Below are 19,283 nucleotides of genomic sequence, written 5' to 3' on the forward strand. Positions count from 1 at the left end.
TAATGCAATCTCAAAATTCCTTAAATCTTTCTAATGGAATATTTTTTAAGTTAAAATCTTTATTTAAAAAATTATATAAAAATTCAAATTTTTATGAAAAACGAATTTCAAAAACTTTTGATAACAATTTTGAATATAAACCAAGTCCTCATCTTTTATCTTCAATTATAAAGTATCAGAAAAAAAAATATAAAATTGAAGATTTTGTAACTGAAACTATCTGGACTAACAATATTTCTTCTAAAGACTTTAAAAAACTAAACAATTTTTTTTGGTTTTTTAGTTTGGATTTAAAATCATCTAAAGAAACCACACAATCAATTATTCTCAATTGGATTAATAAAAATGAAAAATTTGATGAAAATATTTGGGAATTCAATATTACTGCAAAAAGAATTATTGCTTGGCTTTCCAATCATCAATTAACTTATGAAGATAGTAATGAGGAATATAGATTATATTTTAATCATATGCTTCAAAAACAAACTAACCATTTATTAAATGAGATCAAAAATTTCGATGAAACAGAAGAAAAACTGATTGGTTGCGCCGCAATAATTTTAACAGGTTTAGCGTATAAAGATGAGAAAAATTATTTAGTCAATGGTTTAAATATATTAAAAAATTTAATCAAAAACTCTCTTGATAAACAAGGTTTTCCCAAATCAAGAAATATTCAAAATTTAGTTTTTTATCTTAAATATCTAATCATTATTAGAGAATGGTTTAAAGAATCGCAAAATCCAATTCCAGAATATGTTGATGAAACTATATATTATTTAGGATCCAGTTATGCTTTTATATGGCAAAACATAAAACAAGATATCTTTTTTAATGGAAATTTTTCATCTAATCATAATGAATTTGACCAATATTTAAAACGATTTGGATATAGTTTTAAAAATCAAATTAATGAGTTAGCTGGATATACAATATTACAAAATAAAAAATTTATCCTTGCAGCTGATATTGGATCAAATCCTGAAAAAATATATACCAAAAATTATCAGGCAGGCGCCTTATCTTTTGAAATTTTTTCTAACGATAAAAAATTAATTTCAAATTCTGGATATTATCCAGACCCAAAAAACAGACTGAATAAATTTTCCAAAAGCACTGCTTTACAAAGTACACTTTCAATTGAAGATTATTCTTCATGTGATTTTATTAAAGCTGGTGATAATTTTTTGATACAAAAAGATTTAAAAATTGAAAATAAAAATATAGTTTTTGAGAAGAATTATTGGAAAATTTCAGCTAGTCATAATGGTTACTTAAAAAAGTTTAAATTAGATCATCATAGAGAAATAGAATTCTATCCTGAACAATTTAAATTTATTGGTCATGATAAAATAGTAAGAAAACATCCTGATAAGCAAATTAAATTTGATATTAGATTTCATCTTCATCCCGACTCTAAAGTTATGAAAACACAAAATAATAAGTTTATATTAATACAATTAGAAGATGAAGGTTGGCAATTTAGTTGTGATAACTATGATATAAATATTGATAATGGTTTATATTTCGGTAATAAAAATTCGTATCAAGAAAACCAAAATATATTTATCTCTGGCATGAGTAATGAAAGTGAACAAATAATTAAATGGGAAATAAGTAAAATATAATGAAAAAAATAAAGACAGCTCTTATTTCTGTATCAGATAAAAATAATTTAAAACCAGTTTTAGAAATTTTAAAAAAATATCAAATCAAAATTATTAGTTCTGGTGGAACTTATAAAGAAATAAAAAAATTAAAATTTAATTGTTTAGAAGTATCTGATTTTACAGATTCTCCTGAAATTTTAGAGGGAAGAGTTAAAACATTACATCCAAAAATACACGCAGGAATCCTTAATAAAAGAAATAATAAAACACATTTAAATGACTTAAAAAAAAACAATTTTGAAAATATTGATCTAGTAATTGTAAATTTTTATCCCTTTGAAAAAACTTTAGAAACTACAAATAATCATAAAAAAATAATTGAAAATATAGATGTGGGGGGTCCCACAATGGTTAGGTCTGCTGCTAAAAATTATAATGATGTAACGGTGGTTACCTCTTCTAATCAATATCAAGAATTAATTGATGAGATGTATAAAAATAACGGAGCTACATCATTAAATTTCAGAGAAAAACTATCAAGAACAGCTTTTACAGAAACTGCTTACTATGACTCGATAATCTCAAACTATTTTAATAAAAAAGCAAACATACACCTGCCAGATAAAAAAGTTTTTTCTGCAAATTTAATTGAAAAACTTAGGTATGGAGAAAATCCACATCAATTCAGTGGATACTATTCAAAAAATTTAAAAACTAATCTAAAACAAATTCATGGAAAGCAACTAAGTTACAATAATTATAATGATATATTTGCTGCCTTGACTATTTCAAAATCATTACCAAAAAATAAAGGCACAGTAATTATAAAACATGCAAACCCTTGTGGTGTATCAATAAATACAAATCCTGTAGATAGCTATAAATCTGCATTAGCATGTGATCCCATAAGCGCTTTTGGGGGAATTGTCTCTTGTAATTTTAAAATAAAGAAAAATCTTGCAGTTGAACTAAATAAAATTTTTTTAGAAGTAATTATTGCTAATGGTTTTGATAGTGATGCCTTAACAATACTTAAAACTAAAAAAAATTTACGTGTAATTGATGCAACAAATTATTCACTTAGCGAAATTATAAAATTCAATTCATCAAATGAAGCAATATTGGTTCAATCTGAAGACTTAAAAGTATTCAAAAATAAAGATTTTAAAATTGTATCTAAAAGAAAACCAAACCCTAAGATGCTTAGAAATCTAATTTTTGCATTCAATGTATGTAGATATGTCAAATCAAATGCAATTGTTCTTGCAAGAAATGAGTCAATTGTTGGTATCGGATCAGGTCAACCAAGCAGATTGGATAGCTGTGAAATAGCAATTAATAAAATGACAAAATTTAATTTATTTGGAAATAATTTAGTTGCAGCATCAGATGCTTTCTTTCCATTTGTAGATGGAATTGAGAAATTAGTTCAATCAGGAGTTCAAGCTGTAATTCAACCTTCTGGATCAATTAGAGATAAAGAAATAATTAAATTTGCAAACGAAACAGATACAATTCTGGTCTTCTCTAAGACAAGACATTTCAGACATTAGTTATTTTATCTATCTTAGCAGCTAAAATAAAATCATTTTCTGAGAGACCCTTGATGGCATGTGTGGTAATTTTAATTTCTGCATAACCCCAACCAAAACTTATATCTGGATGATGTCCCTCTTCCTCAGAAATTTTACTAACTTCATTAACAAAATTTTGGCTTCTTAAAAAGTTTTCAAATTTAAAATTTTTAAATAGGAAAAATATTTTATTTTCATCTTCTGTAATATCCCAACCATCAACTTTCTTCTGATATTTATGAATTTCAGATACATCAAAAGGAAGAACTCCTCCTTCACAAGGTAAACATTTTTTACTTAAAAGATCATCACTCATAAAATTTGGAGCGGGCAAAGGGGGTCGAACCCTCGACCTTCTCGTTGGCAACGAGACGCTCTACCACTGAGCTATGCCCGCTTAAAAAAATATTATAACTAAACACTTTTTTTAATTCAATCAATACTAATTTACATTTTCTATGTTATATTTAAATTTATTATGAAAAAAGAAGATCTACCAATTAATATTCCTGTATTTCCATTAAGTAATTTTATCATTTTTCCAAAAACTACAGTCCCGTTAAATATCTTTGAGCCTCGTTATATTGACATGATTAACGATAGTATGAAATCAAATAAAATAATAGGAATGATACAACCTCAATCATCTAGCTATCAAAAAATTCAACCTGAGCTTCATAAAGTGGGTTGTATTGGTAAAATAACTAGTTTTAAAGAAACAGAAGATGGTAGGTATTTGATAGAATTAAAAGGTGTCGTAAGATTTAAATCTGTCAATGAATTAGAGACTTTAACCAAATATAGAATTTTGCATGTAGATTATAATGACTATATTCAAGATTTAGATAATAAAAAGGAAGATCTTAAATTTTCAGATTTAGAGTTAATCTTCAAAGACCTAAAATCTTTGTTTGAAAAAAAAGGTTTTATCATTAATTGGAAAGCATTAGAAAAACAAAGTTTAGATGAAACAATAAATGCTTTAGCAATGGCCTCGCCATTTTCTCTAGAAGAAAAACAAGTTTTGTTAGAAGCTCAAAATTTAGATATTAGAAAAAATAAAATTGCTGAGATATTAAAAACATATACTCACGATATCTATGAAAATAATACTATTCAATAATTAATAATTCAAACCAGTATCTGCTATTTTTTTAAGCATACTATTTATAGAATTTTTGCTTCCTATATATTTTAAAGAATTTAGAAGAAAATTATTCCTAGTCTTACTTTCATAGTTAAAAAATTCATAAATAAAATTAATTCCATTTGAAAAAATAAAATTTCTATGTTTCGTATTTTTTTGAAATTCTTGATTAACAGAACTATTTATTGGTAATCCAAGATCTATTTTTTTCTGAATTATTTCTAATAATATTTTTATATCTCTAATAGTCATATTAAAACCCTGTCCAGCTAAGGGGTGTATTTTGTGAGTTAATTCGCCAAAAGCTAGGATATTTTTATGATAATAATTTCTTAAACTTGCAGAGAATAATTCAAATGAAGATATTTTTTTAATTTTTTTAATATTATATTTTGGATTATGTAACTTTATGAGTTCTAATAAATTTTCTTTTTTAATTTTAGCAGTATTTTTTATAGAATAAACAACAGAAGTTTCTTTATCAGATATAGGCAAAAATGCCAAAGGTCCAATCTTTGTAAATACTTGTCTTGCAATTTTATTATCAATTTTCTCATGCTCTAGTATTAAAGTGTAAGCTAAACTTTTATATTTTTTGGTAATTTTTTTACTAAAAAATTTTTTTGCAATTGAATTTTTAAAATTTAAATTTATTAAAAGATTATATTTATTCTGAATATTTTCTAAACTTATTTGATTTTGTATTTTAAAAAATTTATTTTTTTTGAGACTTTTTTCTAAAATATTATAAAGATCAAAACTTCTAACCATTGAAAAAAGTTCTTGATTATTATTTTGAAACTCCAATAATTTTTCTTTATTTAGTTTATCAGAAAGAATTTCTATTTTATTTAATTTCCAAATTATTTTATCAATATTAACTATATTATTATTAAAATATTCAACATTACTTTTTGTAATACCTATGGTCCTAGATTGATCTATTATTTGTTTTTTTTTATCTCTTAAAATATCTACATGTATATTCTGATTAACTAAAACTTTAGCTAAAGCTAAACTGGTTAGACCACTTCCTATTAAACAAATCCTCATATTATTTTTAATTTTAACAACAAAAATTAGATGATACAAAGTGGTATAATTGATTTGTATAAATGGACATTAAAAAAACAGCTAATTTATTACTTAATTTTACTTTAAAGAGATTAGCAGAAATATCTGGTATAATAATTTTCTCTGCTGGTATTCTTTTATTTATTGCACTTTTTTCATATTCACCTGAAGATCCTAACTTTATTTTTCCTAAAGATACGGAAATTAAAAATTTATTAGGTTTTCAAGGAAGTTTTATTTCTGATCTTTTTTTTCAATCTTTTGGATTCATTGCTTATCTAATATCTTTCACATACATAATTACCGGTATCAATATATTCCGGTTAAAGGAATTTTTTTTAATAATTGAAAATACTTTTATAGCAATATTATATACTATAATTGGAACGCTATTTTTAAACCATTTTTATTCTGATGCTTTTACACTTTATATAAATGGAAATGGAGGTTTTGTAGGAGACTATTTTGGACAAACTTTTTTAAACACAATAATTCTTACAAATGAAACATTAATTTACTATATTCTAATTATACTCATAATTACTTTATTTTTATTAAGTGTAAATTTCCACCCTATTAAATTTTATAATTTTTTAATAAAAATTCTCAAATTTTTTAATAAAAAAGAAAATAAATCTTATACTGATAAAAGTGAACTTATAAGTGAATATATTCCTCAAGAGGAAATCAAAAACTTAATACAAGAAGACTTACCATTTATTAAAGCAGAAAATAAATCAAACTCAAAAAATAAGTTTCAATTACCAAAAATAGAATTGTTAAAAGTTCCAACTAAGAAAGAAAGCGAAAACTCAAATAAAAATGAAATAAATGACCCTAAATTTTTAGAAAAAATTCTAATGGACTTTGGAGTTAAGGGGGAAATTCAGAAAGTAAGTCATGGTCCTGTTGTAACGCTCAATGAATTTGAACCAGCTGCTGGCGTAAAAGTTTCTAAAATTATAAATTTATCAGATGATATTGCTAGAAATACTAGTTCTGAATCTGCCAGAATTTCAACTATACCAGGTAGCAATACTGTAGGGATTGAATTACCAAATAATTCAAGAGAAAACGTTTATCTCAGTGAAATTCTAAATAATGCTGATTTTAAAAAGAAGGAAACAAAATTACCAATAGCTCTTGGTAAAAATATTTCTGGAAAACCTATTGTAGGAGATCTATCTTCTATGCCGCATTTGCTGATTGCCGGTACTACAGGTTCAGGAAAATCTGTTTGTATTAATACAATTATTTTATCTCTTCTTTACCGTCACACACCTGAAAGGTGTAAGTTTATATTAATTGATCCTAAAATGCTTGAGCTTTCGACATATGAAGGCATACCACACTTACTTTGCCCTGTAATAACTGAAGCTAAAAAAGCTGCATCAGTTCTTGGTTGGGTAGTAAAAGAAATGGAGAGTAGATACAGGTTAATGACAAAAGAAGGAGTTAGGAATATTGATGGTTACAATGCGAAGCATAAGCTTCCAATGCCTTACATAATAGTGGTAGTAGATGAAATGTCAGATTTAATGTTAGTGGCAGGAAAAGAGATAGAAAACTATATTCAAAAGTTATCTCAAATGGCTAGAGCAGCTGGAATTCATATTATTATGGCTACACAAAGACCTAGTGTTGACGTAATAACAGGTACAATTAAAGCTAATTTTCCAACAAGAATATCTTTTCAAGTAACTTCAAAAATAGATAGTAGAACAATTCTTGGTGAACAAGGAGCAGAACAGTTATTAGGAAAAGGTGACATGCTTTATATGTCATCTGCTAACCGAATAGTAAGAATTCATGCTCCATTTGTCTCAGATAATGAAATAGAGAAAATAAACAATTTTTTAAGATCTCAAGCTGAACCAGACTATATTGATGAAATCTTGAATTTTGCAGATGAGAAAGAGTTAGGATCAAATACAGATCAAGCAGATAAAGATGAATTATATCAACAAGCTGTTGAAATAATTAGATCTGAAGGAAAAGCCTCTACCTCATTTTTACAAAGAAAACTTCAAATTGGGTACAATAGAGCTGCACGAATAATTGACATGATGGAAGCTGATGGAATTGTTAGCAAAGCAAATCATGTGGGTAAAAGAGACGTTCTTTGATGTTGAGATTGTTGCTATTGGTTTGTCTAATTAGTTTATCTAGTGAAGTAAATGCAAACAATAAAAGTCAAATAATTGATAAATTAAAAGGTACTTTAAATTTAAATTTTGATTTTAAACAAAATATAAATGGGAAAATTGAGTTTGGAAACTGTACAATTCAATATCCAAAAAAGATGTTTTGTACGTATGATCAAAAAAACAAAGTTATAGTTTCAAATGGAAAATCTTTAGTCATAAAATCTACTTCGAGCTATTACAGGTATCCATTGGATAAAACACCATTAAATTTTATTTTAGATAAAAATTTCTTATTAAAAAAAATATCTGCATTAAGTGAAGAAATTATTAATAATTCTCTGGTCAAGTTTACAATAAATGAAAATAATCAATCAATAGAGATTTTTTTTGATATAAATAATTATAATTTAATTGGCTGGCAAACTAAGGATATTTATCAAAATATTGCTGTCACACTTCTTTATTCTGTCAAATCAAATCAAATTGTTGATGAAAAAATATTTAAAACTCCCCTTCAAAATTAAATTTTAACAATTTCTGATTTAAATATTTTCATTCCTCTAGCTAGATAATTATTGAGTGCATTTTTATGATCCAAAGAACACGTATGAAGCCAAACTCTCTCTACATTTTGTTGAAATGATTTTTTAATAGCGTCTGATAATAAAAATGATCCTAATTTTTTATTTTGATATTCCTCTAAAATTCCAAAATATGCTATTTCCACTTCATTCTTTTCGGAATGAATAATTAATTCAAAAAAACCAACTAAATCTTTTTTATTTTTTAATACAAATGTTTTAACATTTCTGTTGGATACGTATTTAATCCACTGCTCTTCTGTCCATATTAATCTATCTATCCATTTATGTTTTTTACCTATATTTTTATAAAAAAATTTATTTAACTGAAAATCAGTAGGTTCAATCAAGTTAACTTGATAATCCTCTGAAGGTAGTTCACCATCTTTTAAATCATGCAATGAGTTTATTTCAAGATAATTTCTTTTAACTTCTTCTGTCACTCGACCATTTTTCCAACACGTTCACCACCAAATAAATGAAAATGCAAATGAGGGACCTCTTGACCACCATGTTCACTAATATTAGCCAGTGCCCTATAGCCTTGGCCTACTTCTGTTGAAATACCAAGCTTTTTTGCAACTATATTAATACCTTTCAAAAGGCCCACCATCTCTTCTGATGATGCGTTCATACTAAAATCGTCAAGATCTATATATTTTCCCTTAGGAATTATCAGAGCATGAATTTTCTTTTGTGGGTTAATATCATGAAAGGAGAAGACAAAATCATCTTCGTAAATTTTATTGCAAGGTATTTCTCCACGTAAAATTTTAGCAAAAATATTATTGTTATCGTAGCTCATTTTTTCCTTTTTTCTAATTCTTCCATTACTTCTTCGATTTTCACTTCATTAGCTTCTAAATACATTAATAAATGGTAAAATACGTCAGCGGCTTCGTGTATTTTATTTGTATTTTCTTCTATAGCTTCAATTAATTCATCAATTTCTTCTAAGACTTTTGCTTTGCTGAGAGATTTATCTGTAAGTAATTTGTTTGTATAAGAACCTTCAACTGGATTAGTTTTTCTCTCTCTTGCAAGTTTAATTAAATTTTCTAATGTATTAAGCATATTAGATTCTAACAGGTATTCCTTTTGAATCCAGATATTCCTTCGCCTCTTTTAGAGAGTGTTTGCCATAATGAAATATTGATGCTGCTAAGACTGCACTAGCATTTCCCAATCTAATTCCATCAACTAAATGATCCAACTTCCCTACCCCACCTGATGCAATGACAGGAATATTTACCCTGGATGAAATTTTAGACATAAGCTCAATATCATAACCTACTTGAGTGCCATCTCTATCCATTGATGTTACCAATAACTCACCTGCCCCACTACTTTCCATTTTTGATGCAAATTCTATTGCATCAATTCCGGTATTGTTTCTTCCACCATGTGTAAAAATTTCCCATTTGTCAGCATTTTTTTTAGCATCAATAGCAATCACAATACATTGAGAACCAAATTTTTTTGAACTTTCAACTACTACCTCGGAATTTTGAACTGCTGCCGTATTAATAGAAACTTTATCTGCTCCACAATTAAGTAATTTATTAATATCATCAACACTTCTAACGCCTCCTCCAACTGTTAAAGGAACAAAGCATTTTTTTGAAGTTTTCTGTACGACATCATAAATTGTATTTCTATTTTCATTTGATGCAGTAATATCCAAGAAACAAATTTCATCTGCTCCACCATCAGAATAAATTTTGGCCTGTTCGACTGGATCACCTGCATCCTGCAGATCAACAAAATTAATTCCTTTTACAACACGGCCATTTTTAACATCTAAACAAGGTATTATTCTATTTTTAAGCATTTAATTCCTTAGCTAATTCATCCAATTTTATATCGCCATCATAAATAGCTTTTCCAACTATTATACCTTCGATATTTTCATTATTTAATTCCTTAGCTTTTTTAATGTCATCTATTGATGAAACTCCACCTGATATAATCACTGGACAATTAGATGCATCGGCAACCTTAACTGTTTCTTCAAAATTAGGGCTTTGCTTCATTCCATCTCTATTAATATCAGTATAAATCAGTCTACTTGCTCCATATTCGTTCACTTCTTTTAAGTAATCTAAAGTTAATTGATTAGAATTTTCTTTCCAACCAGAAACAGATAAATAGCCATCTTTAGCATCTAAACCTAAGGCAATTTTATTTGGAAAATTTTCACAAGCCTCTTTTAAAAAATTTTTATCTTTTATAGCAGCACTTCCTAAAATAATTTTCTCAACACCAGCATCAGTATATTTCTTAATACTTTCGAAGTTCCTTACTCCTCCACCAATTTCAATTTTAAGATCAAATTTAGATACTATTTCCTCAATAATATCCAAATTTACTGTTTCGCCAGTTAAAGCACCATCTAAATCAACAATGTGTAAATTTTTAAATCCGTGATCTTTGTATTTGGCCGCTTGTTCAACTGGAGACATTTCGTATTCAATTTTGTTATCAAAGTCTCCTTTGACTAATCTTACACACTTTTTGTCTTTAATATCTATTGCTGGAAATATCTTCATTATAAATTTATAAAATTATCAATTATTTTGAGCCCAATTTTATCACTTTTTTCGGGGTGGAACTGTGTTCCAAAAATATTTTCTTTTTCAACTGAACAAACGATATTTGACGAATAGTCTGTTGTTGCTGAAATTACATTTTTATCTTCTGGCACAAATTCATAACTATGGACAAAATACATGTGAGAATTATTTTCTATACCTTTAAAAATTTTACTATTTTTTGTTATATTAACTTCGTTCCAGCCAATGTGTGGGAGTTTATATTTTCCATTTTGATTGTCTATTTTTGATACTTTGCCTGAAATCCAACCAAGTCCTTTTGTTTCTGTTTCTTCAAAACCAAGATCTGCAAACATTTGTAATCCAACACAAATTCCAAGAAGTGGTTTTTTATTATTAATTACAAACTCATTTAAAGTATCTACCAGACCACTGATGTTATTTAAGGCATCAACACAACTCTTAAAAGAACCCTGCCCTGGTAAAACAACTTTATCGGATGATTTAATCTTATTTATATCCGATGTTACTTCGATATTAACTTTATCTTTCGCAACCTCTTTAAAGGAGTTAATTACCGAGCTTATATTGCCCGAATTATAATCAACAATTGTGACGTTCATTAAACTTATAATGAGCCTTTAGTTGATGGAATACTTTTTTTGCTTCTAGGGTCCATCTCTAGTGCCTCTCTTAATGATCTTGCTAATGCTTTATAACAAGACTCAATGATATGGTGGCTATTATCACCATAAATATTTTCAACATGCATTGTAACACCTGCGGCCTGTGAAAATGCCTGGAACCATTCCTTAAACAATTCTGTGTCCATCTCACCAAGTTTCTCAACTTTTAATTTTACTTTCCAAATTAAATAAGGTCTGTTCGATACATCTATTGCAACTCTAGTTAATGTTTCATCCATAGGAATAACTCTGTGTGCATATCTTTTAATACCTACAAATTTCTTTGCAGCTTTTTTCAAAGCTTCGCCAATTGCAATCCCTGTATCTTCTGTAGTGTGGTGAAGATCAATATGAGTATCACCTTTTGCTTTAACTTTTAAATCTATTAATGAATGCTTAGACAGTTGTTCAAGCATATGATCTAAAAAACCTATCCCAGTATCAATCTGGTATCTACCTTTGCCATCAATGTTTAATTCAACATTGATACTGGTTTCTTTTGTTTTTCGAGATACTTTTCCTTTTCTGGCCATATATTTTAAATGGTATACATACTTAATCCAACTATATCAATATTAGTGTAAAGACTTGAAGTATCAAAAATAGTTACCATTTATTAGTTATGACAACAATTGTACTAATTAGAAAAAATAATGAAGTTGTAGTTGCTGGTGACGGTCAAGTAAGTATGGGAAATACAGTTGTCAAAAGTACAGCATCAAAAGTTAGAAAAATTGAAAAAAGGGATGTGGTTGCAGGATTTGCAGGATCAACTGCTGATGCATTAACTTTATTTGAAAGACTAGAAGGAAAATTAGAAAAACATGCTGGCAATTTATCTAGAGCTGCTGTTGAGTTAGCAAAAGATTGGCGAACCGATAAATACTTAAGAAGATTAGAAGCATTAATGGCTGTTGGTGACAAAAATAATAGTTATATAATTTCTGGAACTGGAGATGTTTTAGAACCTGAAGGTGATGTAATAGGAATAGGTTCTGGTGGAAATTATGCTTTAGCAGCAGGAAAAGTTTTAATGGAAGGTGATTTATCTGCAGAAGAAGTTGCCAAAAAAGCAATTAAGGTTGCAGCTGATATATGTGTTTTTACAAATGAAAATGTTAAAATTGAAAAAATATAATGGATAATTCAAACGTAACACCTTTGCACCCTAAAGAAAAAACTCAGAAAGAAGAAGCTTCTTTGGTAAGCGCTCTTTCACCAAGAGAAATAGTTTCAGAGTTAGACCGTTTTGTTGTTGGACAAAATAAAGCAAAAAAAGCTGTTGCTGTTGCATTAAGAAATAGATGGCGAAGACAAGCTTTAAAAGGTGAAATGAAAAATGAAGTTTTACCAAAAAATATTTTAATGATTGGACCAACAGGGGTTGGAAAGACAGAAATTTCTAGAAGGCTTTCAAAACTAGCAGAAGCTCCTTTTGTTAAAGTTGAAGCAACAAGATTTACAGAAGTTGGTTATGTTGGAAGAGATGTTGAGCAAATTGTCAGGGACTTAATTGAAATTGCAATCGCAATGGAAAAAGTAAAAAAAAGAAAAGAAGTTTTTGCAAAAGCTCAGAAAGCAGCTGAGGAAAAAGTTTTAGATGCTTTAGTTGGTAAAAAAGCAAGCCTTGCGACAAGAGAAAGTTTTAGAAAAAGACTAAGAAATGGTGACTTAGATAACAATGAAATTGAGATAGCTGTAAGTGATAGTGGTTCAAATGGTGCCTCTTTTGAGATCCCAGGAATGCCAGGAGCAAATGTTGGTATGATAAACATTGGGGAAATGATTGGTAAATCTATGGGTAATAAAGAGAAAAAGAAAAAAATGACTGTAAAAGAGTCTCATGAAATTTTAATTAATGATGAGTCAGACAAACTAATTGAACAGGATAAAATTGTTAAAGCTGCTAAATTATCAACAGAAAATAACGGAATAGTTTTTTTAGACGAAATAGATAAAATTTCAGCTAGGACTGATCGTGTTGGTGGTGATGTTTCAAGAGAAGGTGTGCAAAGAGATTTATTACCTCTCATAGAAGGAACAACAGTAAACACCAAACATGGTCCAATCAAAACTGATCATATTTTGTTTATTGCATCAGGTGCTTTCCAGCTTGCAAAACCATCTGATCTTCTACCAGAGTTGCAAGGAAGATTGCCAATACGAGTTGAGCTAGAAGCATTAACAAGTGAAGATTTTAAAAGAATTTTAAAAGAACCAGATTACAGTTTGATAAAACAGTATGTAGCTCTACTAAAAACAGAAAATGTAGAACTTGAATTCTCTGATGACGGTATTGATACAATTGCAAATATTGCATCAGAAGTTAATGCAACAGTGGAGAATATTGGAGCAAGAAGACTGCACACAATTATTGAAAAAATCTTAGATGATATAAGTTTCACAGCAACAGACAGAGCTGGAGAAAAAATTTCAATTAATAAAGAATATATTGAAAAAAATCTTGATAATTTAGTAAAAGATACTGATCTTTCTAAGTTTATTTTATAGATCTTTTCTTTTTTAAAAGGACATAAAAAGCGCCACTACCACCATCTTCAATTGTTGCATCTTGTATATCATTGATAACTCTCATTAAATTTTCATTGTTATTTATAAATTCAGGTACTGAATATTTCAAAATACTCAGATCTTTAGAAACGTAGGGATCTTTTTCAACATCTGAATGAATACCTTTTCCAGTAACAACAATTAATTTACTTACCTCTTCTTCAAATGCTTTTAATATAAATTTTTCTATAACATTATTTGCTTGTTCAAGTGTATATCCATGAAGGTCTATAGATCTGACTTTTAAATTATTTTTTTTCTGAGGTTTAAAATCTTTGTCTAAAATTTTTTCTTTACTCGAGATAAAAGTTTGCCAATCTTTCTTATCTTTATCTGAGATGTTGTCGTTCAATTAAGTTAAAATGTTTACTAATTGCCAGTTTGGATTTGCAGATGTAGTATCTCTAGAAAATACCCAAGTATCATAGATTTTTTTTATCTTTTCTGGATCTCCAGAAATTATCTTTTGTTCTTTATCTTTTATGCAAGTAATCACCTCAGCAATAAAATCAACTGTTACATTTAAAATATTTCCTACTTTTTTGTGCTCTTTAATCTCTGCCTTATTTACACCAATAAAAGTTATCTCTGCAAAATGTCCTCTTTTTGCTCTTTCTTTTAATGCTTCATCAAATTGGTTAAATATATCTTTATTCAACAAAGGTTTGGCGTTTGTAATTTTATTATCATTATCACTGAAGTCTGTAATTATTGTTTCGTAAGCAATTCGTGCTCCTTTTAAAAATTCTTTTTGAGCTTCATCATCAAAATTTTCTTTAAGTTTAGAGGGTTGACTAACTTTAACATTTTTTAAAACTTCTTTTAATTGTGCAGGAGATTTTCCTTCAAAGCCTGTTCTTTTTCCCAAAATTCCTCTTAATCTTAAAAAAATGAATCCAGCAATCATCGCTAGCAATATTATATCAATATACTCAAAACTATAATTCATAACTTGATAGTAATTACTCTATTGATTAATTTCAACCAGCAATTTAGATTAAGGACAAATGAACCCAATTTTACTTTCAATAATTATTATACCTGTTCTTGAAATTTATCTTTTTATTAAAATTGGTTCACAAATTGGAGCATTTACTACAATTTTATTAATTTTTGTAACTGCTATTCTGGGTATTTATTATGCAAGATATGAGGGATTAAATACTTTAAGAGCTGGTTTCACCCAACTAAGTAAACAAGAAACACCAGCTTATGAAATTATTTCAGGAGCTACTATTGCTCTTGCAGCTTTACTATTAATTATTCCTGGTTTTGCAACTGACTTTTTGGGATTTTTATTAATATTTCCTTTAAGTAGAAAACTTATTTTAAATAAATTTTCAAAAAAATTTAGATCAAAACAAAATAAAAAAAGTAATTTTATAGATGGAGAGTTTGAGGATATAGATGATGCCGATGTCAAATAAATATAAAATATTAGGTAAATATATAAAAGATTTATCTAGTGAAACACCAGACCTAGAAACGTATTTGTTCGTAAGAGATAGAATAGAAAAATATCAGTTAGACATTGATATAAACTCTGAAGCTTTAAAAAACAGAATGGTAGAAATTTGCACTACGTTTAAATATTTGGATAAAGAACCAAGTAAAAAAAAATCGTATTTTGAAATTGTTTATTCAACAATAATTAAACTTAATGAGGAAATTAAGGACAAAAAAGAATTGGAAAAAATTATTTTGTGTGATGTTCAAAAAGAAATTTATCCAAATATGGAAAAAGCTTTATTAGATTTATTACATAATTCAGGTTATCCAGATATTAAATTTGAAAAAAAAATTGATTTTGAAAATTTATATAAACAAAAATTTAATTAAAAAAATTTTTCTTCAAATTATTTTTTAAATATTGTTTATGTTTGCTTAATTCTTCAGAAGTTGGCGTAACAATTTTTTTGTAATAATTTTGTTTAATATTTTGATACTTTTCTGATTGCGTGTTTTCTCTAAAATCTAATGTTGGTTCTTTTTGATCAAGTAAATTAATATAAACTTTTGCTAATAAATCACAGTCAATTAGAGCTGTATGGTATGTTCTTCTTGAATTATCTATCCTGAATCTTTTACACAAAGCATCTAAGCTCGCTTGTGAACCTGGGTATTTATTTCTTGCCAATTCTAGAGTGTCTATAATTTCATTTTCTATTTTTTTTTTATCAAATAAATTTAATTCATTATTTAAATGAGCTATATCAAATTCTGCATTGTGAATAACGAGTCTTTTATCTTTAACAAATTCTAAAAAATTATCTGCTATCTCACTAAATTTTTTCTGCTTTGATAAAAATTCATCAGAGTATCCGTGTACTTTGAACGCTTTTTCTGAAACCTTTCTCTCCGGATTAAGATAACAATGAAATTTATTATTGGTTGGGATTAAATTGTCCAACTCTATGCAACCAATTTCAACAATTCTATGGCCTTCTTTTACTGATATCCCTGTAGTTTCTGTATCTAAAATTATCTCTTTCATTTATAAGATGTCTGTTAAAATTTTTTTAATTTCTTTTTTAATAGGTTCTTTTTTAAACTTATTCTCAATAATATAATTTGATTTTTTCTTTTTATAAACTGGATTTAATTGAATTTTTCTAAACATATTAATAAGGTTAACATTATAATTAGGTCTTTTTTTAATTTTTTTATCAATATCTTTTTTTTTAGAATCAACAAAAATTAGCACATCATTTTTTTTATAAATTTTATTTTCAATCAGTAAAGGAATATCCAAAATAACAATTTTTCTATTTCGATTTTTATTTAAAAAAATTTTTAATTTTTTTCTAACTTCTTTATGAACTAAATTAATTATAATTTTAAGGTTTTTCTTATTAGATAAAATTGCATTTGTTAACTCACTTTTTTGTAATGGAAATGTAGAAATATATTTTGGTAGTTGTCTTTTTAATTTAGAAAAAATATTTTTATTATTTTTATATAACTTTGAAACTTCATAATCTGCGTTAAATACAGGGTAGCCAAAATTATTTGCAACAAATGTCTTTCCAGAACCTATGTCACCAACTATGCCTATTCTAATCATCATTTAATAAATTAAGAACTTCGTCATTTAAAATTGGCTCTACATCGTGCCACAATTTAAATGCTTCAAAAGCTTGATAAACAAACATAAATTTACCATTTTCTGTTTGATTTCCTAACTTTTTTCCATCTTTTAAAAAATAAGTTTCACTTGGATTATAAATAACATCATAGAACAACTTGCCTTCACCAATTTTTGAAATGTTTAAATCGATAGTCTCATTATTTAAACCTAAGCTAGTAGCATTAATAATTATATCAAACTTAGGTATTTCACCCCATTTTACAATATTTATTTCATTAAATTGAGATTTTAAATTTTCTGCTTTTTTATAAGTTCTATTGCTTACAGTTATTTCAGCTGCTTCCATTTTATTTAAAGCAAAAATTATTGACGGCACTACACCTCCAGCACCTAAGATTAAAATTTTTTTATTTTTAACTTCGTAATTTAATTTGTTTATAGCTTTTTGGAAACCACCAATATCTGTATTGTAACCAACCAGTTCACCATTGTGAAAACAGATGGTATTTACTGATTGTGTTCGTTTTGCTTCCAAACTTAATTTATCCAAAAAAGGTATTACAGTTTTCTTGAATGGAACTGTTACATTGCAACCATTTATTTCTTGGGTTTTAATTTTAAGTATAAAATTTTTAATTTCATGTTCTTCGAGTTTAATTTTCTCATAAACTGCATTAATATTATTTTGCTCTAACCAATAATTGTGTAATTTTGGAGACAAAGAATGCTTAATTGGATTTCCAATTACAAAGTATTTTCTCATTTTTTCAAATTTAAATATTCTTTGATTTTTTTTATAGGTAGGCCCATTATTGTATCTTCATCACCTATTATACTGCTAAACAAATTTCTACCTTCCCCTTCTATCTGATAAACATTATAAGCATAAAGATTTTCATCTGATATCTTGGATAAATATTCTGCTAATTCTAAATTTGAAAAATTTTTCATTATGAGGGTAGCTTTATCAGTGTAATTCCAAATCATTGAACCATTTTTTGAAATGCAAACAGAGCTTATTAAAAAATGAGATTTGCCATTTAATTTTTTTAATATTGTCATTGCCTCTTCTCTGCTCGTGGGTTTTGAAATTAATTCCCCATTCAAATCAATTACACTATCTGCTCCCAGTACTATTTTATCTTGTATTTTAGCACTAATTTTATTTGCTTTTAACTCTGCTAAATTTTTTGAAATTATTTCTGGACTAGCATTTTCTTTAAGTAAAGATGATTTTATAATATCTTCATCAACGTTTGAAGGTTCTACAATGCTATGAATATTATTTTTATCTAAAATATCTTTTCTGACTTTGCTTTTTGATGCTAGAATAATTTTATTTTGCATTATTTGAATATATTTCGTGTATTTTAATTATAGATGCAGCAGTTTCTTCAACAGATTTTCTTGTTACGTCTATCAAAGGCCATTTATATTTTTGAAATGTTTTTTTTGCTTGGAAAACCTCTTTTTTTATACTCTCTAGATTGATATAATCTATGCTTTCTGTTTCTCTCAATGAATTCATTCTATTTTTTCTTAAATCGGCAAGTCTCTCGGGTTCTGTACTTAATCCAACAACACAAGTTATATGAGGATTTTGTTTAAGTCTTTCTGGTAAAGATTTTTCATTAACCAAAGGAATATTAGATGTTTTAAATCCTTTGTTTGCAAGATAAATAGATGTTGGTGTTTTACTAGTTCTACTAACTCCAACAAGAATAATATCAGATTTTTCTACTTCATCTATTAAATTACCATCATCATGATTCATGGTAAATTGAATTGCTTCAATTCTATCATAATATTCATCATTTAAAACATGTTGCCCGCTTGGTTCGTGAGAAGCTTTTTGATTTAAAATTTTAGAAAAGTTTAAAATTAAATTACCCAATACTCCAAAACAAGGAATCTTTTTTTTTTCACTTTCGTTAGATAAATATTTTGCAAGGTTGTTATCTACAATGGTATATAAAATTATTGAATTTTCATTTTTTTTTGCATCTTCTAAAATTTTTAAAATTTGATTTTCTGTTCTTGTAAATGAATATGAATGAACTTTATATTCTATATTTAAAAATTGTGCTTTTAGAGCCAAGAATATTCTATCTAAAGTTTCGCCAGTAGAATCAGAAATTAAATAAATTTGATATGTATTACTCATAAATAAATTGTTAATAAACGTGTATAATTTTAATTACATTATACAATTTTAAATTTCTCCAATAACATCTGTAAAACCTGACTTTTATT

25 protein-coding genes and 1 tRNA gene are annotated in these 19,283 nt (G+C 27.1%); 9 read left to right on the forward strand and 17 right to left on the reverse strand.

All coding sequences use genetic code 11. From position 1 onward, the window contains the following. Window positions 1-2 precede the first annotated feature (2 nt). Together ACTTAS_RS06575 and purH are read left to right on the forward strand one after the other, a co-directional pair. Window positions 3-1,628 (forward strand): heparinase II/III domain-containing protein, encoded by a 1,626-nt coding sequence (locus ACTTAS_RS06575; protein ID WP_440678795.1) that lies wholly within the window; start codon window positions 3-5, stop codon window positions 1,626-1,628. Continuing rightward, window positions 1,628-3,163: a bifunctional phosphoribosylaminoimidazolecarboxamide formyltransferase/IMP cyclohydrolase gene (gene purH / locus ACTTAS_RS06580; protein WP_440678796.1), complete on the forward strand. Its 1,536-nt coding sequence runs from the start codon at window positions 1,628-1,630 to the stop codon at window positions 3,161-3,163. The genes ACTTAS_RS06575 and purH overlap by 1 nt, the downstream gene beginning before the upstream one ends. On the opposite strand, the gene ACTTAS_RS06585 is transcribed toward purH, so the two are convergent. Beyond that, window positions 3,153-3,500, reverse strand: coding sequence for a 4a-hydroxytetrahydrobiopterin dehydratase (locus tag ACTTAS_RS06585; RefSeq protein WP_440678797.1), 348 nt, complete (start codon window positions 3,498-3,500; stop codon window positions 3,153-3,155). The genes purH and ACTTAS_RS06585 overlap by 11 nt on opposite strands. A gap of 6 nt (window positions 3,501-3,506) precedes the next feature. Further along, window positions 3,507-3,581 (reverse strand) — tRNA-Gly (locus tag ACTTAS_RS06590). Between the two features lie 81 nt (window positions 3,582-3,662). On the opposite strand from ACTTAS_RS06590, the gene ACTTAS_RS06595 reads away from it, so the two are divergent. Further along, a complete protein-coding gene (locus ACTTAS_RS06595; protein ID WP_440678798.1) occupies window positions 3,663-4,307 on the forward strand; it encodes an LON peptidase substrate-binding domain-containing protein in 645 nt (214 codons plus the stop codon). Here the strand turns inward: ACTTAS_RS06595 and ACTTAS_RS06600 are convergent, their stop codons facing one another. Continuing rightward, window positions 4,308-5,384, reverse strand: a complete 1,077-nt coding sequence (locus tag ACTTAS_RS06600) for a ubiquinone biosynthesis protein UbiB (protein WP_440678799.1) — start codon at window positions 5,382-5,384, stop codon at window positions 4,308-4,310. It abuts the gene before it with no gap. Between the two features lie 62 nt (window positions 5,385-5,446). Between ACTTAS_RS06600 and ACTTAS_RS06605 the strand changes: the two genes are divergently transcribed. Further along, window positions 5,447-7,531 (forward strand): DNA translocase FtsK, encoded by a 2,085-nt coding sequence (locus ACTTAS_RS06605; protein WP_440678800.1) that lies wholly within the window; start codon window positions 5,447-5,449, stop codon window positions 7,529-7,531. Continuing rightward, a complete protein-coding gene (locus ACTTAS_RS06610) occupies window positions 7,531-8,076 on the forward strand; it encodes a LolA family protein (RefSeq protein ID WP_440678801.1) in 546 nt (181 codons plus the stop codon). The genes ACTTAS_RS06605 and ACTTAS_RS06610 overlap by 1 nt, the downstream gene beginning before the upstream one ends. Here the strand turns inward: ACTTAS_RS06610 and ACTTAS_RS06615 are convergent. From ACTTAS_RS06615 to hisB, 7 genes are read right to left on the reverse strand one after another with little or no spacing between them, the layout of a single operon-like run. Further along, complete coding sequence (locus ACTTAS_RS06615; protein ID WP_440678802.1) at window positions 8,073-8,576, reverse strand: GNAT family N-acetyltransferase; 504 nt, start codon at window positions 8,574-8,576, stop codon at window positions 8,073-8,075. The two genes, ACTTAS_RS06610 and ACTTAS_RS06615, sit on opposite strands and share 4 nt — an antisense overlap. Next, the gene (locus ACTTAS_RS06620) at window positions 8,573-8,938 is read right to left on the reverse strand and encodes an HIT domain-containing protein (protein WP_440678803.1); all 366 of its coding nucleotides are present in this window, start codon (window positions 8,936-8,938) and stop codon (window positions 8,573-8,575) included. Before ACTTAS_RS06620 ends, ACTTAS_RS06615 begins: the two co-directional genes overlap by 4 nt. Beyond that, window positions 8,935-9,207 carry a phosphoribosyl-ATP diphosphatase gene (gene hisE, locus ACTTAS_RS06625; protein WP_440678804.1) on the reverse strand — a complete coding sequence of 91 codons (273 nt, stop codon included), beginning with the start codon at window positions 9,205-9,207 and terminating at the stop codon, window positions 8,935-8,937. Before hisE ends, ACTTAS_RS06620 begins: the two co-directional genes overlap by 4 nt. A 1-nt stretch (window position 9,208) precedes the next feature. Next, window positions 9,209-9,964 (reverse strand): imidazole glycerol phosphate synthase subunit HisF, encoded by a 756-nt coding sequence (hisF, locus tag ACTTAS_RS06630; protein ID WP_440678805.1) that lies wholly within the window; start codon window positions 9,962-9,964, stop codon window positions 9,209-9,211. Beyond that, window positions 9,957-10,682, reverse strand: coding sequence for a 1-(5-phosphoribosyl)-5-[(5-phosphoribosylamino)methylideneamino]imidazole-4-carboxamide isomerase (gene hisA, locus ACTTAS_RS06635; protein ID WP_440678806.1), 726 nt, complete (start codon window positions 10,680-10,682; stop codon window positions 9,957-9,959). The genes hisF and hisA overlap by 8 nt, the downstream gene beginning before the upstream one ends. Beyond that, complete coding sequence (hisH, locus tag ACTTAS_RS06640; protein ID WP_440678807.1) at window positions 10,682-11,308, reverse strand: imidazole glycerol phosphate synthase subunit HisH; 627 nt, start codon at window positions 11,306-11,308, stop codon at window positions 10,682-10,684. Before hisH ends, hisA begins: the two co-directional genes overlap by 1 nt. Before the next feature lie 5 nt (window positions 11,309-11,313). Beyond that, window positions 11,314-11,904 (reverse strand): imidazoleglycerol-phosphate dehydratase HisB, encoded by a 591-nt coding sequence (hisB, locus tag ACTTAS_RS06645; RefSeq protein WP_440678808.1) that lies wholly within the window; start codon window positions 11,902-11,904, stop codon window positions 11,314-11,316. A gap of 89 nt (window positions 11,905-11,993) precedes the next feature. Here hisB and hslV point away from each other — a divergent pair, with 89 nt between their 5' ends. Beyond that, complete coding sequence (gene hslV, locus ACTTAS_RS06650) at window positions 11,994-12,509, forward strand: ATP-dependent protease subunit HslV (RefSeq protein WP_440678809.1); 516 nt, start codon at window positions 11,994-11,996, stop codon at window positions 12,507-12,509. Continuing rightward, on the forward strand, window positions 12,509-13,882 hold the full coding sequence (gene hslU / locus ACTTAS_RS06655; protein WP_440678810.1) for an ATP-dependent protease ATPase subunit HslU: 1,374 nt from the start codon (window positions 12,509-12,511) through the stop codon (window positions 13,880-13,882). The genes hslV and hslU overlap by 1 nt, the downstream gene beginning before the upstream one ends. Here the strand turns inward: hslU and ACTTAS_RS06660 are convergent. Then, window positions 13,872-14,294 (reverse strand): Smr/MutS family protein, encoded by a 423-nt coding sequence (locus ACTTAS_RS06660; RefSeq protein ID WP_440678811.1) that lies wholly within the window; start codon window positions 14,292-14,294, stop codon window positions 13,872-13,874. The two genes, hslU and ACTTAS_RS06660, sit on opposite strands and share 11 nt — an antisense overlap. After that, window positions 14,295-14,891 carry a Tim44/TimA family putative adaptor protein gene (locus ACTTAS_RS06665; protein WP_440678812.1) on the reverse strand — a complete coding sequence of 199 codons (597 nt, stop codon included), beginning with the start codon at window positions 14,889-14,891 and terminating at the stop codon, window positions 14,295-14,297. A 58-nt stretch (window positions 14,892-14,949) separates the two neighbouring features. Between ACTTAS_RS06665 and ACTTAS_RS06670 the strand changes: the two genes are divergently transcribed. Further along, window positions 14,950-15,369: an FxsA family protein gene (locus ACTTAS_RS06670; RefSeq protein WP_440678813.1), complete on the forward strand. Its 420-nt coding sequence runs from the start codon at window positions 14,950-14,952 to the stop codon at window positions 15,367-15,369. Beyond that, a complete protein-coding gene (locus ACTTAS_RS06675; RefSeq protein WP_440678814.1) occupies window positions 15,359-15,781 on the forward strand; it encodes a protein-export chaperone SecB in 423 nt (140 codons plus the stop codon). Before ACTTAS_RS06670 ends, ACTTAS_RS06675 begins: the two co-directional genes overlap by 11 nt. On the opposite strand, the gene dnaQ is transcribed toward ACTTAS_RS06675, so the two are convergent. The 5 genes from dnaQ to ACTTAS_RS06700 are packed head-to-tail and all read right to left on the reverse strand — an operon-like array spanning window position 15,774 to window position 19,194. Next, on the reverse strand, window positions 15,774-16,436 hold the full coding sequence (gene dnaQ, locus ACTTAS_RS06680; protein ID WP_440678815.1) for a DNA polymerase III subunit epsilon: 663 nt from the start codon (window positions 16,434-16,436) through the stop codon (window positions 15,774-15,776). The genes ACTTAS_RS06675 and dnaQ overlap by 8 nt on opposite strands. Beyond that, the gene (gene coaE / locus ACTTAS_RS06685; RefSeq protein WP_440678816.1) at window positions 16,437-17,009 is read right to left on the reverse strand and encodes a dephospho-CoA kinase; all 573 of its coding nucleotides are present in this window, start codon (window positions 17,007-17,009) and stop codon (window positions 16,437-16,439) included. Continuing rightward, the gene (gene aroE, locus ACTTAS_RS06690; RefSeq protein ID WP_440678817.1) at window positions 16,999-17,793 is read right to left on the reverse strand and encodes a shikimate dehydrogenase; all 795 of its coding nucleotides are present in this window, start codon (window positions 17,791-17,793) and stop codon (window positions 16,999-17,001) included. Before aroE ends, coaE begins: the two co-directional genes overlap by 11 nt. Beyond that, the gene (locus ACTTAS_RS06695; protein ID WP_440678818.1) at window positions 17,790-18,377 is read right to left on the reverse strand and encodes a Maf family protein; all 588 of its coding nucleotides are present in this window, start codon (window positions 18,375-18,377) and stop codon (window positions 17,790-17,792) included. The genes aroE and ACTTAS_RS06695 overlap by 4 nt, the downstream gene beginning before the upstream one ends. Next, complete coding sequence (locus ACTTAS_RS06700; protein ID WP_440678819.1) at window positions 18,367-19,194, reverse strand: pyruvate, water dikinase regulatory protein; 828 nt, start codon at window positions 19,192-19,194, stop codon at window positions 18,367-18,369. Before ACTTAS_RS06700 ends, ACTTAS_RS06695 begins: the two co-directional genes overlap by 11 nt. Window positions 19,195-19,283: the final 89 nt, after the last annotated feature.

Origin of the sequence: Candidatus Pelagibacter sp. HIMB1611 (genome assembly GCF_052047715.1) — a bacterium.
Classification (GTDB): Bacteria; Pseudomonadota; Alphaproteobacteria; order Pelagibacterales; family Pelagibacteraceae; genus Pelagibacter.